Source organism: Algoriphagus marinus, assembly GCF_001936475.1.
Lineage (GTDB): Bacteria > Bacteroidota > Bacteroidia > Cytophagales > Cyclobacteriaceae > Algoriphagus > Algoriphagus marinus.
This window is the reverse complement of the sequence record NZ_MSPQ01000013.1, coordinates 137,645-153,126: the sequence shown is the minus strand read 5'-3', so window position 1 is coordinate 153,126 and position 15,482 is coordinate 137,645. Positions and strand designations below refer to the sequence as shown.

The 15,482-nt window shown below is 34.3% G+C and carries 13 protein-coding genes; all 13 read right to left on the bottom strand.

Translation table 11 applies throughout. The annotated features are described in order from the left end of the window. Positions 1-326 precede the first annotated feature (326 nt). The 13 genes from BVC88_RS18135 to BVC88_RS18075 all read right to left on the bottom strand — a co-directional run bounded on the left by BVC88_RS18135 (position 327) and on the right by BVC88_RS18075 (position 15,370). A complete protein-coding gene (locus BVC88_RS18135; protein WP_075352129.1) occupies positions 327-1,229 on the bottom strand; it encodes a glycosyltransferase in 903 nt (300 codons plus the stop codon). A 1-nt stretch (position 1,230) separates the two neighbouring features. Beyond that, a complete protein-coding gene (locus BVC88_RS18130) occupies positions 1,231-2,271 on the bottom strand; it encodes a hypothetical protein (RefSeq protein WP_075352128.1) in 1,041 nt (346 codons plus the stop codon). Continuing rightward, positions 2,261-3,010, bottom strand: coding sequence for a hypothetical protein (locus BVC88_RS18125; RefSeq protein WP_139316605.1), 750 nt, complete (start codon positions 3,008-3,010; stop codon positions 2,261-2,263). Before BVC88_RS18125 ends, BVC88_RS18130 begins: the two co-directional genes overlap by 11 nt. Positions 3,011-3,066: 56 nt before the next feature. Next, entirely contained in the window at positions 3,067-3,855 is a 789-nt protein-coding gene (locus BVC88_RS18120) for a glycosyltransferase domain-containing protein (RefSeq protein ID WP_175574446.1), read from the bottom strand. Beyond that, positions 3,852-5,750, bottom strand: a complete 1,899-nt coding sequence (gene asnB / locus BVC88_RS18115; RefSeq protein ID WP_075352125.1) for an asparagine synthase (glutamine-hydrolyzing) — start codon at positions 5,748-5,750, stop codon at positions 3,852-3,854. The genes BVC88_RS18120 and asnB overlap by 4 nt, the downstream gene beginning before the upstream one ends. 43 nt (positions 5,751-5,793) lie before the next feature. Then, the gene (locus BVC88_RS18110) at positions 5,794-6,789 is read right to left on the bottom strand and encodes a glycosyltransferase (protein ID WP_075352124.1); all 996 of its coding nucleotides are present in this window, start codon (positions 6,787-6,789) and stop codon (positions 5,794-5,796) included. Between the two features lie 40 nt (positions 6,790-6,829). Beyond that, a complete protein-coding gene (locus BVC88_RS18105) occupies positions 6,830-7,432 on the bottom strand; it encodes a class I SAM-dependent methyltransferase (RefSeq protein ID WP_075352123.1) in 603 nt (200 codons plus the stop codon). Then, positions 7,425-8,669 (bottom strand): flippase, encoded by a 1,245-nt coding sequence (locus tag BVC88_RS21395; protein ID WP_083639150.1) that lies wholly within the window; start codon positions 8,667-8,669, stop codon positions 7,425-7,427. Before BVC88_RS21395 ends, BVC88_RS18105 begins: the two co-directional genes overlap by 8 nt. 93 nt (positions 8,670-8,762) lie before the next feature. Continuing rightward, a complete protein-coding gene (locus BVC88_RS18095; protein ID WP_075352121.1) occupies positions 8,763-9,851 on the bottom strand; it encodes a Wzz/FepE/Etk N-terminal domain-containing protein in 1,089 nt (362 codons plus the stop codon). Between the two features lie 281 nt (positions 9,852-10,132). Then, positions 10,133-10,756, bottom strand: a complete 624-nt coding sequence (locus tag BVC88_RS18090) for a NeuD/PglB/VioB family sugar acetyltransferase (RefSeq protein WP_075352149.1) — start codon at positions 10,754-10,756, stop codon at positions 10,133-10,135. A 59-nt stretch (positions 10,757-10,815) separates the two neighbouring features. Continuing rightward, positions 10,816-12,135, bottom strand: coding sequence for a UDP-glucose dehydrogenase family protein (locus BVC88_RS18085; protein WP_075352120.1), 1,320 nt, complete (start codon positions 12,133-12,135; stop codon positions 10,816-10,818). 20 nt (positions 12,136-12,155) lie between these two features. Then, a complete protein-coding gene (locus BVC88_RS18080; RefSeq protein WP_449353818.1) occupies positions 12,156-14,768 on the bottom strand; it encodes an SLBB domain-containing protein in 2,613 nt (870 codons plus the stop codon). A gap of 140 nt (positions 14,769-14,908) precedes the next feature. Continuing rightward, positions 14,909-15,370: an ArsR family transcriptional regulator gene (locus tag BVC88_RS18075; protein ID WP_245803679.1), complete on the bottom strand. Its 462-nt coding sequence runs from the start codon at positions 15,368-15,370 to the stop codon at positions 14,909-14,911. Between the last annotated feature and the right edge of the window lie 112 nt (positions 15,371-15,482).

Here is a 15,482-nt window from a genome sequence, read left to right as displayed (position 1 = left end):
AGTTTTATAATATAAAACCATTTTTTTAACTTAAAGTTAATGATATATTTAATACCAATATGAAAACATTTACAGATCTAAAACTAAATAATATATTTTAAAAAAAGTTCTTAATAGATTTTATATAAATGATATACATCCTAATAAAACCAGTTACTTATTGAATTATTGATAGATATAAATTCCTTTAAGGAAAATGATAACCATAGAAAATACTAATATCAAAATAATTAGAAAAAAAATTAACAAAATTTGAAAATGTTTCTAAAAAAGTACATGATTAGATGAGAACCAAAAGTATTTACAATTAATACTTTGTTTATTTCTCAATTATTCTTTAAAAAAAATCGATTAAACTGATTTGAAATTTTGTAAAAAAAAGAGAAAAACAAAGTCAATACTATAAAGCCAAGTTTATTATAAGGTCTAAGATCCAAAGAATTCTTGAAAAGAATAGCTAGGTCATCAGTGGTATCAAAACCTCTTGAAAGAAGGAATTTTTGATAAAGCAGCAGTGTCTTTCCGTGCCTATATGATTTTATTATCTTTAAAATCGGATTTGATTGAGAAGCACCCAAAACATTGTTGGAATGCTGTCGATAATAACTTAATTGCTTAGGAATAAATTTATATGAGACAGAATTATGCAATACTAATAATGAAAGATACCAATCATGCATTGGAATCCTTTCATCAAACTCAAGGTTAATATTTTTTAGAAAAGAACTTGACATGGCAATCGTGTGACCTATAACACAATTGGAAAGAAACAAACTTGGAAGTGAAAAATCTCTTTGAACATCCCAAAAATTATGATAAAAAGAAGGCTTAATGGTCTCAAGATCAGAATTCACAATCACTACATCATGAAAAACAAATTTCGCTCCTTTTTGTATTTCTTCGAAAACAATCTCATTTTTTGTATGAATCCATACATCATCCTGATCACACAAGTAAAGAATATATTCAGAATCAAAATAGAAGTCTCTGATAATTGAGATTGAATTGAGAAATGAATGACAGGCTGATTTTGCGTAATCAAAATATTGAAACGACAAATGAGCATAGTCTCTGCTTAGTTTCTCAATCTTACTTCTTGATAAATCAGTGGATCCGTAGTCATGAATGATCACCAAATCTATCTCCAAGGTCTGATTCATAATACTCAAAACCTGTTCTTCGATGTAATTTTGTCCATTATATGAACAAATCAAGGCAATTTTCAACATTCTATTTTCTAAAGAAGTAACAGCATGTCAAAAACCAAATTGGTAAAAACAGCCATGGGTTAACAAATCCTATAGAAAAATACATAAGAGTGCTTTGAATAGGTTTTTCAACATCACTAAAATATAAAATAAAGAAAATAAAAGAAGCCAAAAGCAAAAAACCAAAAAAGCCCATTTGAAGAAATAGCATTGGTAATTGCATTTCAATTTGATAAGGTTGATTAAAATCTGTAACAAATTCATCAATTACAAACCCAAAGCCCCTTCCAAAATACAAGTAATCTCCACTAACCATACTTATAATACTTAATAACTGATTATACTTAAACACTATGCTCAAAGCAAGGTCAGCTCTTAATACATATGATAATAACTCAACACCTAATAAAAGGACACTAATTAAAATAAGTGGAAGAAAATACCAAAATTTTTGCATTATTAATACTTTGTAATCTCTCCATAATTTCCAAACAAAGAAAATAATAATGAAAAAGCTTTTGCACAAAACAAACACATAAATAAAAGTCAACAAAAACAAAACAATATTTAAATATTTCTTCTTGAATGAGCGATAATCATTAAGTATTAAAAGCGGAGTAGTCTCTATAAATACTCGATGAATAACTCCATCGGATCCTCTGATAAAATTTAGTCCTCGAAAAAAACTAAAATCAAGATTGAGAATGAAAAATAAGATGGCAAGAACTATGGAAATAAAATTAAATAAAGTTATCCACTTTAAATCAAAATCAAAATTAACTTTATATGAATGTCCTATTAAAACAACCGAAATAATAAAAAGAATAAAACCGATAAAATGATTATACCCAAATTCATTCTTCAAAGAATCGTTAAGCCAAAACAAGGTTAGAAAAGAGCCAGAAATAAAGAAGAAAAGGAAAAAGTAAATCATTAATTTCTCTTTCTTAGAAATCAAAAAAGACAAGATCTGTACCGGAATAAGTGCTTTTTGACTCAAAATCAGAAATATTGGCCAGACAGAAAAAATCCAGTTCGTCAGACGAATATCTTTAATTCTCATTCCAATTATTTATGACACTAGTTGATTTGATCTTTTTAAAACCAAAATTTCTTTCAATATCTTTCTTTAAAAATAAACTGTAATTAATTCGCTCAAATTTCAGTAGTCCTTTAATATTATCTAAAAAACCAAGTTTAATTAAAAACAATATATATCCTTTAAATTTTAATCCCAGATTTGGTTTAAACATAATCGAATAATTCCACCTTAGATTATCAACAACATAATCGTAAGTTTTTAATTCAAATTGCTCAATAACTTCAACTCTTGTAAAAGGTCTGTCATACTTTTTACAAGCATTCGATATTATATTTATGGAATTTGGGTCATTTTTGAGGTTTATTCCAAACAAAAAAGTTTGAAAATGCTTTTTAATCTCTTCACTTAGACTAAAACTAACAAAAATCGTTTCCTCCAACTTCTTATTCATTGTTATCAATGTATTACTAAAAATCGATGGGTTAGAGATATGAATAGAATTATTTATGAAAATAAACTTCCTTTTTTTTCTCAAGATACCTTCCAAAAATCCTCTTATGTAGCAATTTAAATCATAACCTTGGGTAGGATTTGGAAAAGATACTACCGTCTCTGGAACCTGATCCAGGTTAGTCAAATCCCCATTGTAAACTAATAGCACCTCGAAAGCGGAATTTCTTGAAATTTCTTCTAAGAAGGCCAACATATCCGTTCTCAGCTTAGAATTTCGCTCATAAATCGCAATAATAAGGGTTGTCAAAATTTTATTCGCCTAAAGAGAAAACCTATTTCAAAACTTCTATTCATGTCAAAGATTCAATTTGTATTCGCCAGTTTACCATAAACTCTATCAACAAAATCAAAAAAAGGTGGTAAGGGCTGATTAGAATCATAAAATCGCTTAAATTTTACATATCCGATCATACGGTTAAATTTTGTATCAAATCTTTTGTGAAGCGCAATCGAAAAATAGGGGCTACGTCTGATGGAAAAAATATTGGTATTATAATCAACATTCAATTTCCAGAGCACATACATTAATGACAGTTGATCTCTTTTACTTTTATTGCTAAACTCCCTCCACCAAAGCTCCATAGACTCAATTATCTGAGGATCAAGGTGTCTTCTGAAAAGCAAACCATTTTCTGTTAATCCGAATTCTTTGGGAAAGCCTTCCTCTTGATAACCTTTCATTTGAAGATTTACAGTATTTGCTTTCTCTTTTTTAGATTTAATAATAATCTGGGCTTCCTGATAAATACAGTTTCTTTCAAAGTGCTTAGAAAGAACAAACTTGTATTTACTCTCAGTTAATTGAAGAAATAACTTACTGGCCTTTTCTTTAATCACAATATTAGAGTCAATGTAAATACTCATCTCATATTGCTGTAAATACAAATGAGGTAATATTTTATACATTCTATTGAGTTCGAGTGAACTCCGATTTTCAGCAAAAACGAGCCGAATATCCCAAACTTTAGAAACAAGTGACTCTTGGTCAGTAAAGCAAATAAAATCAACCCCTTCAAAATTCCCATTGGGATCACTCAATTGATCATAATCCCCGAATAGAGCTGTATAAACTGCCAACCGATTAATTTTCATCGCATCCATTTATCGTACCACATTTGGAAGATCAAAACAGTCCAGACTTTTCCTGAAAGGTAAGTATGACCTTTCAAGAATAATTGCTTGATTTTTAGAATCTCAAATTCATTAAAAAGCCCGTGTTCCCTTAGTTTATCTGGATGAAAATAAAAATCAAGGTATTCACCAAAGCCATCAACCAACCATTTTTCTAAAGGAATACTAAAACCCATTTTGGGACGATCCAGTAATTCTTTAGGGATATATTTGTGCGTAATTTCCTTAAGGAGATACTTTTTATTTCCTTCCTTAATTTTTAAGCTGGAATCTAACCGAGCTCCAAATTCAATCAATCTGTAATCAAGTAGCGGCTCTCTTCCTTCCAAACTTACTGACATAGTCGAACGATCTACTTTGGTTAAAATATCATCCACTTGGTAGGTTTTAAAATCTAGCGCCATCATTTTATCTAGATCAGACAAATTTTCCGCTAGAAATTCCAAATCATTGAAACCAGTGACGGTATGTTCTAAATCAAATCGCATTAATTCATTGAGCTCTGAAGTTGTGAAGAATTTCTGAAGACTTTCCATGAATCCAGAATGGAAATCGGACTTCATAAATGACAACGAACGATAGAATTTTTCACTGAATTTTGGAAATAAGGAATTCACCTTCATTTTACGAGGAGAAACTTTTTCCAATACTTCTGAAAACTCTTTTCTATTGGGGATACGATTAAACAGATTATAGTATTTACCTGCAGCGATATACTTTTCATAGCCTCCAAATAATTCATCTCCACCATCGGCACTTAGCGATACAGTCACCTGCTGCCTAGCTAGTTTACTAACCAACATCGTAGGAATCAAAGAGCTGTCTGCAAATGGTTCATCAAAATAAAAAGCAAGATCTGGCAAAATATTCACAGCATCCTGTTGGGTACAATAATATTCCGTGTGATCAGTTTTTAAGTATTCGGCAATTTTTTTTGCATGGGGAGCTTCATTTAAATTTTCCTCAGAAAAGCCAATAGAGAAGGTTTTAATCTTTTCGGTCCGATCAGTTTGTAGTAAAGCAGTCACTGCAGAGGAATCATACCCCCCACTCAAAAAAACACCAACAGGAACATCAGCTATCATTCGATACTCACAGGCCGATCTCAACAAACTTTCAGTTTCTATCAAGACTTCTTGCTCTGAAATCACCAATTTCTCCTTATTGTAACAGTTCACGACATCCCAATATTTTGAAATTTTTATTTGGGATTTTTCAAAGGAAAACTCTAAAATATGACCTGCCATAAGCTTATGAGTATCCTTAAAAATAGTGTAAGGCTGAGGTATATACCCATATTGAAAAAACAGGCTTAACCCTTGTTTATCTATCTGCTTAGAAAATGAGGGATGTTCATGAAAGCTCTTCAACTCGCTGGCAAACATGAATAAGCCATCTTTAAAATACCAATAAATTGGTTTGACACCTGCCCGATCACGGATCAGGGTAACAGCTTTTTTACGCGCATCATAAATAACAATTGCAAACATGCCGTTCATCCGATGAACCATTTCTTTACCCCAATGGCTAAATGCCTTCAAGATAACTTCAGTATCAGAATTAGAATCAAAAGAAAACCCCAATGCCTCTAATTCTCTACGTATTTCTTGAAAATTATAGACCTCTCCATTATAGATAATCTGAAAATGCTGAAAAACCATAGGCTGATGACCTTGCTTCGAAAGATCTAATATCGAAAGTCTTCTATGCCCAAGTCCGACCTGAATTCCTGAATCGGTCGAATAATAGTATCCAGAATCATCTGGTCCTCGGTGCAATAAAGAATCCGTCATTTTCCTTAACACCTGCTCATCCGAAGAATACTGGTAATCTACAAACCCTGCAATTCCACACATAAAATAAATATCTCGCCTAAATGATTAAAATTAAATTCCTAAACTACTCTTGAGTCTGAGAATAATTACTAAACTCCCCTTTTTCGCCCAAATTGATCGCAGAAAACAAAAATTTCAATCGAGTATAAATGAAACTTGGGTTCTTGAAAAATTTAAAGGACCCCCAATAAATGAGAATAAAAAAAAGTGATAAATGATTCAATTTGTACTTTAACTTATTGGTTTTTATTTGTTTATAAAAGAAAGTTGTATTTCGGAATGAATAATACAACTTAACCAAAGAAATATTGGGGCTAAAAATATCCTCTCCCTCTTTATAAGACATATCCAAGTCTTCTATCTGGCTGGTATAAATCAAAAACTGAGTCACCCCTACTTGAGAAAACCTTATGGTATACTCATGGTCATCGGCGTATACAAAAAATTCTTTTTTGGGTAACCCTATTTTTTTAAAATTACTCACATGAGAGAACAATCCGCCATATGGACCATACTCTGTTTTGATAACAGGAAATTTGACTTCGTTTTCGGTCTCCAAATTGGGTTTCTTAGAAAACTTATTACCTAAATAGCTTAGAATATCGAACCCACAGAAAGAATTAACTCTTGGACCTTTAATAACACCATGCGTTACCGCCAATGCATCATCTTTCCAATGCTTGCCTCTATAGCTGTACAAAACGGGTTTCTCCATCCTTCTTGATAGAAGTGCATATGCTTCTTTTAATGCAAGAAGGGAACCATTGGTGGGAAGGTTGTCATCATCTAAAAACCAGAAATAAAAGTCATTTTCTAATTTAATTGCCTCATCTAAGATTCTTGCATACGCCCCAGCAGTTCCGATATTCTCTTCATTGGTGAATAAACGACATATCGAATACTTTTCGCTCAAAGAATTCATCCCCTGTTTGGATTCGGCAGAAGAACCATTGTCAAAAATCCAAACTTTAGAAGCGCCTTCAAGAATTGACGCTTGAACAACCTGTTCCAAGAAATGAAACCTACTTCCGTAAGTAACAATAACTACTATTACTTCCATTTATTTAAAAAACAAAAATGAAATTTTAACCATTTAAAGGTCAAGATTTTGGTTTTTGAATAACAAAATACAGCTCATAGCATGGGAAAATATACGAGAATGATTCTTCATACAATTCTTTCATATAGGTAGAAGAGTTGAATAGAAAAGTTAAAAATCTTTTAAATAAATTTCTAATTCGGAAATCAGATCGAAAAACTAGTTTAACATCAATAATCTCGAAACTAATGTCATTATAATACGCAGGAACTCGTCTTTTAAAAATTGAATTTTTACTAAAATAAGATATAGAATATAATCCCCAAAAACCTTTGTGGGTATAATCACTGTAGAAATAAGGATTTGAAAAGTGTGGTACCACATTAACCATCCGTCCTCCGGGCTTTAAAATTCGAAATGTTTCTTTCAAAAAAAGTGGGAGATTCTCGATGTGCTCCAAAAAATGACTGGAATGAATTTCATCAATACTATTATCCTGTATAAATGAAAATCCATTAGACAAGTCACAGATATAATCCACACTATCTTTTTTCATCATATCCAAACCTATGCAATATTCAAACTGCTTAGTCTCTCCAGGACCTAACTCCAATACACACTTTCCGTATTTATTTTGGTATTTTAATAATATGTCTTCAAACATTTTGTGTAGTTTTTAAAATCGAATAACTGGTGTAATATAAAGATAGTGTAATCAAAGTTTCAGAAACCAAAGTAGCATACAGAGCACCTTTATAGTCAAACTTAGGTACTAAAAGAAATAATAAGACTAAATCGACTCCCACACCTATCCATACAATTATGCTAAACTTTTTAGAATTTCCAGTTGACAAAAGGTATTGAACAGCGGGCACATTTATTCCTATTATAAATAAAGCGATAGCTAAAAATTGTAAAATTTCGATAATCACGGCCTCCTTACTACCCGATACGATAAGGGAAATAAAATCTGAGAAGAAAAAAGTTGAAAGAAATATACCTATTGAAAGGAAAACCGAGAGGGTGAACAGGTTTTTCAATGTTTCCGAGATTCCTGATTTTTTTTGATCCTGGGCTTTCGAAACACTTGGGAAAAAAGCTTGAGATAAGACTACATTCAATCCATTGATGGCTTCAAATATTTTCTTCCCAATTGAGTAAAACCCTAAATTGATTGGATCAAGGTAAAATGCAAGGATGAGCATTGAGTTATTTTTGTAACCCAAAATTGCCAAATTTGAAGTAAATATATTCCAGCCATCTTTAAGATAGTAGCTGACCGAATCTCTTTCAGGTATGTGGAATTTGACGCCAAATTGCCTAATTACTAAAATTAGAGAAAAAGCCCCGACCAAGATAAGGCCAATGGAATTTAGAAACGGGACTAACCAAATATCACTTTCCCCCTTCACAAAAATGAAAATCCCTAGTGTAAAAATCAATTTGGCGAGAACACTCAGATAAGTAATATACTTCATTTTTTCCATCCCCTGAAAAAGCCAGATTGGGAATAAAATCTGGCCAAAAACCATCCCAAATGAAAGAAATAATAAATCCTGGATTTGGTTGAATTTTTCAAAAGTGAAAACCAAACCTATCAAAATAAAAAAGCATCCGAGCATTAGGACTAATTTAATAATTAGGACGGAGCCGAATATTTCATTTACTTTTTGAGGATTATCTCTATGAATTGAAATCTGTCGGGTTGCAGAGAGGTTAAATCCATAGTCTGTAATCAATACAAAATAAGAGGTAACAGCTAATGAAAGCGAAAGAATACCATATTGATCTACTCCTAGTACCCTTACTAAATAGGGGAAAGTAACCAAGGGCATGATATAATTAATGCCCTGTAGCAGCAGCAAATTAAAAATATTTGAAACTATACTTTCTTTTCCCAAAAAATCAAGATCGTTAGGTATTTATTTCTTCTAGTAAATTCGGATTAAAAACTAATTTAGTTAAATCAATAATTTTAAGAGATTTAACCGATCCTAATTTGATTTTAACCTATTAAAAAATTCTACTCCTATAATGTAGGCAATAGAAAAGAAAATGCCGATCATCATAAAAATTACTAATATCACTGAACCTCTTAAGTTCGACTTTTCAAGTGGAACTGAAACTGGCTGAATAATGGAAAATACTGGAGTATTCTTAGCTACTTGTAATTTTGCTTGCTCCACTTGTTTAGCAAGCTCACTGTAAACTTCGAAATAAAAATTGTAGTTTGTTTCTAATCGTTGCAACTGATTAATAGCATACTCGGAATTTAGATTTTGGTTTCGATCTTTAAAATATGCTAATTTTTCCTGAGCTTCCTCAAAATCTTTCTTCCTTTCCAAAAACCGCTCCTCTACAAATCTTAATTGCTCTTTTGCATTCTTTATTTTAAACTGAATTATTTCTTTCTGGAGCAAATCAACTGCAAACTTAGCCATTTCTGCAGCCATTAGGGGTTCAGGCATTTTAAAGTAAACTGATACGATCCCTTCTTTTTCATTTGGAACTATCTTCAATTGGGAAGATATTCTTTTAAAATGGGAATATTCTTCAGGGCTAACTTTCAGTATTCCAATTTCTTCTTGATTGACTTCAATCTCTGTCTCACCTTTAAGGCTTTTTAGCAAAATCCCAGGCAAACCTATTGTATATTTTTGAATTAATTCTAAAACTCCAGGAGTTTGAACCTCTTTGTAATATTCCTGATAAGTCATGGTGCTATCAAATCCATTTACATGAATTTTGGCATCCAATAAAGCCTTTTGAAAACTGATTGAAGAAACAATTTTAGGATACAAAACAGGAGATATATCTGATCCCCCTGCCATTCCGCCAAGATTGAAACCCGCTAAGGATGCCAGACCACCCAAAGAGGCTCCAGACTTTGCCGATTCATCCATTTGAGGAATAAAGGTAGCAGTAGCGGAAAACTCTTTAGGAGCAATCAACGCTGTGACAATTCCCAGAAAAGCAAACGCAAAGGTAATCATCAAGACAACTTTTCGTTTTTTCCAAACGATTATTGCAAGGGAAATCAAATCGATTTCAGCAAAAGAAATTTTTGAGGTATTCTCAGACATATAACTATTAAAGTTGTCAAATAAGCAGTAAATAAACCAACTCCTGAATAATTATTTCAAGGATCTTTTATGTCCATAAGACACTAAAAAGCAAACCTTAAGAATTCTCAAACCAATTGGTTGAGGTAATTAAGTTCTCAAACTGTGTTTTCAAACAGTCCCAAATCTTCCCCTATTTCTTTCTGGATCTAGTCTGGGTTTGATAAAAACCCGAATTTCTCCCTTGGAAAATCTTTCAGTATTTAAAATTTGGATTCTGCGAATTCTTAATACAGTTAAATTTATTCTTTTTTTCGAAGTGGTACTGCTGGAATTCCTATTACAGTTTGATTATCCACAACATCCTTTGTCACGACCGCACCTGATCCTACGGTCACTTCATTTCCTAACTTGACTCCGGGTAAAATAACAGCACCTGCACCAATTCTACAGTATTCCCCAATTTGAGAGTTTCCAAGCATCATTGCTCCTGGTCCAATATCGCTAAAATCACCAACTTGACATTCATGATGAATATGAGCGCGAGTATTGATCAGAACACCTTTTCCAATTTTTGTTTTAGGCCCAATAAAACTGAATGGAAGCGCATCATATTGCCCATTAGCAGTATGACTAATAAAAGATGAATCATCTTTAATACTTTTTAATGAGCCTCCTGTAAGTTCTAATAAATCGCATAAATTCTGTCTTGCGGCAGGATTACCAACCCCAAGACAGAAATCATTTGAAATTGTGAAATGATGTTTTACTTCAACTAGAGAGGAAACTACTTTAATTCCATCTATTTCTTGACCATTTTTTTTAGGGTCTTGATCAAAAAACAGAATTTCATTTTTTGGAAAACCATTCTTTAATAAGACTTCCAAAACCTCTAAACTATGACCTCCAGCTCCAGCAATTATCATTTTCTTGGTTGCAATAAGAAATCTAAATACCTCCGAATTTAAATCCGGAGGCAAATTTTTTACTTAGATCCAATGCCGAAGAGCTCAAAGTCAAGGGACTTGAGATACTTTTTATCGTAGATATTTCGACCATCAAAAATTACTTTGTTTTTCAAAAGCTTTCCAACTACATCCCAACTTGGGATTCGGAACTCAGACCATTCAGTTACAAGTAATAATGCATCTGCGTCCACTAATGCTTCATAAGCATCTTTGCAATAAGTTACTTTATCGAAAATATAATGTGCTTTAGCTTCTTCCATCGCAACAGGATCATAGGCTTTCACTTGGGCTCCAGCAGCTCTAAGTTCATCAATGATTACTCCTGCAGGAGCTTCTCTCATATCATCCGTATTAGGTTTAAAACTCAAACCCCACATCGCAAAAGTCATCCCAGTCAAATCTTCTCCAAAATGGGCTTTCACCTTTTTAGAAAGTACAAATTTCTGAGCATCGTTTACATCTTCAACTGACTGAAGTACTTTAAGATCGTATCCATATTGTTTTGCGGTTTTGATAATTGCCTTCACATCCTTAGGAAAGCAAGATCCTCCATACCCCACACCTGGGTAGATAAATTTGTTACCTATCCTTGGATCCGATCCAATCCCTCTTCTTACCATGTTTGCATCAGCTCCTACCAACTCACATAGATTGGCGATATCATTCATAAAAGATATTTTGGTAGCAAGCATTGCATTGGCTGCATACTTAGTCATTTCTGCGGAAGGGATATCCATATAGATGATTCGCTCTCCACTTAATTGAAAAGGCTTGTATAATCGCTGCATGATCTTCTCCGCCCGCTCATCATCAACCCCAATTACTATTCGATCAGGCTTTAAAAAATCATCAACAGCTGCTCCTTCTTTCAAAAACTCAGGATTTGAAGCTACCGCAAAAGGTAAATCCGAACCCCTATCCTTTAATGCACTTGCTATAGCTGCGCGCACCTTCTCTCCAGTGGTAACGGGGACTGTACTTTTTGTAGCAACTACGATATAGTCGGTCATTTTTCGACCAATTTCATCCGCCACCGCAAGCACGTACTTTAGATCAGCTGATCCGTCTTCGCCAGGAGGAGTCCCAACAGCAATAAATGCAACTTCTGCACCCTGAATTGCTTCACCCAGATCAGTACTAAACTTAAGTCTACCACTTTTATAATTTCTGATTACAATCTCTTCTAAACCAGGCTCATAAATTGGCATAATACCACTCTTAAGCTTGTCGATTTTCTTCTGATCGATATCCACACAAGTGACTTCGATTCCTACATCTGCAAAACATGCTCCAGACACCAAGCCTACATAACCGGTTCCTACAACTGCGATTTTCATAAATTAATAGTTGATTATTTCTATTGAATTAAATTATTAACGAGTATTCCCAAGGTGGCTAAACTAGAAGCAAGCCCTATCCAACCAGCGGCACTTAAGCCTTCTTTCTCTGGCTTTCTTGGTACTATTATTTCAGCTCCAGGTTCAAGCTCGGGATAAAAATTCAAGCCCAGAAAACTGTGAGTACGTTTTGCATCACCATTGGCATAGACCACATAGGTTTTTGATCTCCTCGCTTTTTCAGTGAATCCACCAGCCTTTGAAATATAATTTTTGAGGTTTCTGTTCAAATCAAATCTAGTAGTGGTAGGAAGCAATACCTCACCAACCATTCTTACTGTTTGCAACTCCTTAGGAATTTGAATAATATCGCCTTCCATTAATATTAAATCTTCAGCACTACCGGGATTTTTCAGAATCTTTTCCAAGTCAATTCCAACGAAATCTTGCTGATTCATTCTCATACTGTAATCAGTTGAGTCACTATTTAAGGTGAGGTTAGTAAAAATCGTATTCTTTTCAATTTCCTTTTCGGTTTTCAGTTTTTCAAGCTCTGCTAACTCCAGCTTTTTTTCTATTCGTTCAAATAACAACTCCTCAGCTTCATTACCTTCTCTATTTTTTAGAGGGTCTAAATTATCTCTAATTTCCCGAAGCAAATCCTCTCTGATTTGATCATCAGTTTCTCCTTTGAAATAAATTGTCCTTCTGATTAAACTTGCACCTTTCGGATAAGCAAATTGGTTTAATCCACCTGCCCTTTTTATGACATCGGATATTCTTTCGTTGGCCCCCGATATAGCAAATTCACCGGGATAAATTACCTCTCCCTTTATCTGAACTATTTGCTCACGTTCAAACCCGGGTTTTCTTCGAATAAACACATGGTCAAAAGGCCTCAATGGCTTATTAGCCTCCTCAGAAGTCAAAATCAATTCCGGGTCGATATTCAATGTTTCAATTTCTGCGAGCTTTCCAGATTCATTATCCCGCACTCTTCTGGCAATCTCAATAAATGAATTTGACGCAGATTCCAAAAGTCCACCGGACCTTAATATCAAATCACCCACGGTCATTTCAGTTGCATAGGGATAAGTTCCGGGGAAATTAATCTCCCCTGAAATCTTCACATAATACTCCTCTTGAATATCATACCTGCTAGGCACAAAGAGAAGATCTTCATTTTTGAGTGGCACGTCCGGAACTGTTCCATCAAGAATTCCTTTTAAATCCAAAGGCTGAGCAGCTAAAGTAAGATCTTCGCTAGTTCGGTAAAGAGTAGCACGATTCACAAAAGCCTCCGGCTTGAGTCCTTGAGATTTATCGATTAATTGTTTTACAGTTAACCCGCTTTCATCAATCGAATATTCCCCTGGACGGTTTACTGACCCTGTGATTTGAACACGGTTGGAAAAACGTTCCAAAGCTTCCCCTACAAGAATTTCGTCTCCATCTTTTAGAGAGAATGACTGAAATTGATCGGATGATACATCAATTACTTTTCGTTGATTGTTTTCAATCCTTCGAATAGTCACTCTATCCTGATAAGCCAGACTCGTAAACCCACCCGTGTAAATGTAAAGATCACTCAGTGACTCACTTGGTTTTACTTCGAAAAGTCCCTCCCTGCGAACAGGGCCAATTACTTCCACACGTGCAGATATCGGAGGAACAATCACTACATCGTTATCCTGAAGCATGATGTTAGCCGATTGATCGCCCTTCGATAAAAACTCATAAATATCTACAGTAGCTACTAATTTACTATCTCTATATACTTGAATGTTTCTAAAGGCTCCGTTTTCATTTGGTCCACCTGCGGCAAATAAACCATTAAAAACTGTAGCAAAAGATGGTAAAGTGTAGGTTCCGGGTTTGGAAAGCTCTCCTACCATGGAAACTTTTATAGAACGAATATTACCTAATCTAAGCTGAAGAAAAGTATTCGGATTCGAACCGTTTAATCCTGAATAAATACGGCCCAAGGATCCTTTCAATCTTGAAGTAGCTGCTTCAATAGTAGCACCACCTACCTGAACAGGCCCGAGATTAGGTATCAAAACCCTTCCTTCGGGGCTTACTGTCAAATCAAAAGATTGCTGTGAGGCACCGTACACATCAATAAGTAATTGATCACCTGAACCCACGACATAATTTTGAGGGGTAGGTAAATTAAGACTTGGATTAAAATCAAGATTTTTGTTGTGGAACAGCTTATAACCAAAAATCTTTTTTTGTGTTGGTGTTAAATCAAAATAAGGATCAGCCCTTCTAATCGAGTCAAATAAATCAGGACTTTTTTCAAAATCGAATCCTCGGTTTACTTCTGATAATGAATTGCTTTGTGGATTAACCTTGCCCTGTAAATCGCTGATTCGCTGTCTCAACTTTGCCGCTTCCAATGCTGGCATTCCTCGTTCTCTTGCGAGGGATTCAAGCTGCGTAGCGCTCAAGCCGCTAGCTTCTGCTTTTTTGATTAATTGCTCAATTTGCGCGTCTGAAAGATTATCCACTTTCAAATTCTGGATATCGGATAAGCTTTGGCCGCTTACTGAAATAGTAATGAATACCAAAAGCAATAAAAGAAGTAATCTAAAGTTCGACTTGATACTATTCGATATGGTCAAATTAATATGTTTCAATCTTAATTGAGTTATGGAAGTTTTGATGGCTAATTTCTCACTTTTAATTTGTTTTCAAACTATGACTTCAAAGCTTCGCCCTTTCAGTCACAAAAGTGCCTAGCTAACTAAATAATATAATGGACAAAAAATCAGCTCCCTGCTTCCTTGTCAAATAATGTCAGCCCGGGAGATGGCATCCGGTGATCAAGCAAAGTCAACACCACTTTCCGCTCAATCATTTGCTCAATTTTGGCAGTAAGGCCCAGAATATAATTTTCATTTAATTCATCTCCTGTAACTACCACCTCTATTTTCCCGGAATCTATACCCTTTGCAATATCTCCTATAAGAATAACTTGACTGACCTCTCCCATCCGCTCCAAAATTTGCTCCAGCAGTCTATCCAGGCCTAGGTATTTTCTGATAATTTCTTGGATGTTTGAGAAGAAAGGGTGAGCCACGTTCGCTTGATACTCTATCTTATTTTTATCTGTCTTTTTTGTGAGAATCCCTGCTTGTGTTAAGTTGTTCAACTCCTTCCGTATTGCATTGGTGGACTCACCAAATTCATCGGCTAAGCCGCGAAGATGACTTTGTGTTTTTGAATTCACAAAAAACTTAACAAGCAACCTCAAACGAGTTTTCGAGGTGATTAAGGATTCTAGCATAAAAATTCACTTCAAAATAGTGAGTAACAAAGGTACTCATTTCAATGAACCCACG

What these genes read in the sequence shown, in the direction of transcription:
- BVC88_RS18120 (WP_175574446.1), bottom strand. Translation starts at nt 3,855, where the DNA reads ATGAAAATTAATCGGTTGGCAGTTTATACAGCTCTATTCGGGGATTAT.
- BVC88_RS18110 (WP_075352124.1), bottom strand. Translation starts at nt 6,789, where the DNA reads ATGGAAGTAATAGTAGTTATTGTTACTTACGGAAGTAGGTTTCATTTC.
- BVC88_RS18130 (WP_075352128.1), bottom strand. Translation starts at nt 2,271, where the DNA reads ATGAGAATTAAAGATATTCGTCTGACGAACTGGATTTTTTCTGTCTGG.
- BVC88_RS18095 (WP_075352121.1), bottom strand. Translation starts at nt 9,851, where the DNA reads ATGTCTGAGAATACCTCAAAAATTTCTTTTGCTGAAATCGATTTGATT.
- BVC88_RS18105 (WP_075352123.1), bottom strand. Translation starts at nt 7,432, where the DNA reads ATGTTTGAAGACATATTATTAAAATACCAAAATAAATACGGAAAGTGT.
- asnB (WP_075352125.1), bottom strand. Translation starts at nt 5,750, where the DNA reads ATGTGTGGAATTGCAGGGTTTGTAGATTACCAGTATTCTTCGGATGAG.
- BVC88_RS18085 (WP_075352120.1), bottom strand. Translation starts at nt 12,135, where the DNA reads ATGAAAATCGCAGTTGTAGGAACCGGTTATGTAGGCTTGGTGTCTGGA.
- BVC88_RS18090 (WP_075352149.1), bottom strand. Translation starts at nt 10,756, where the DNA reads ATGATAATTGCTGGAGCTGGAGGTCATAGTTTAGAGGTTTTGGAAGTC.
- BVC88_RS18135 (WP_075352129.1), bottom strand. Translation starts at nt 1,229, where the DNA reads ATGTTGAAAATTGCCTTGATTTGTTCATATAATGGACAAAATTACATC.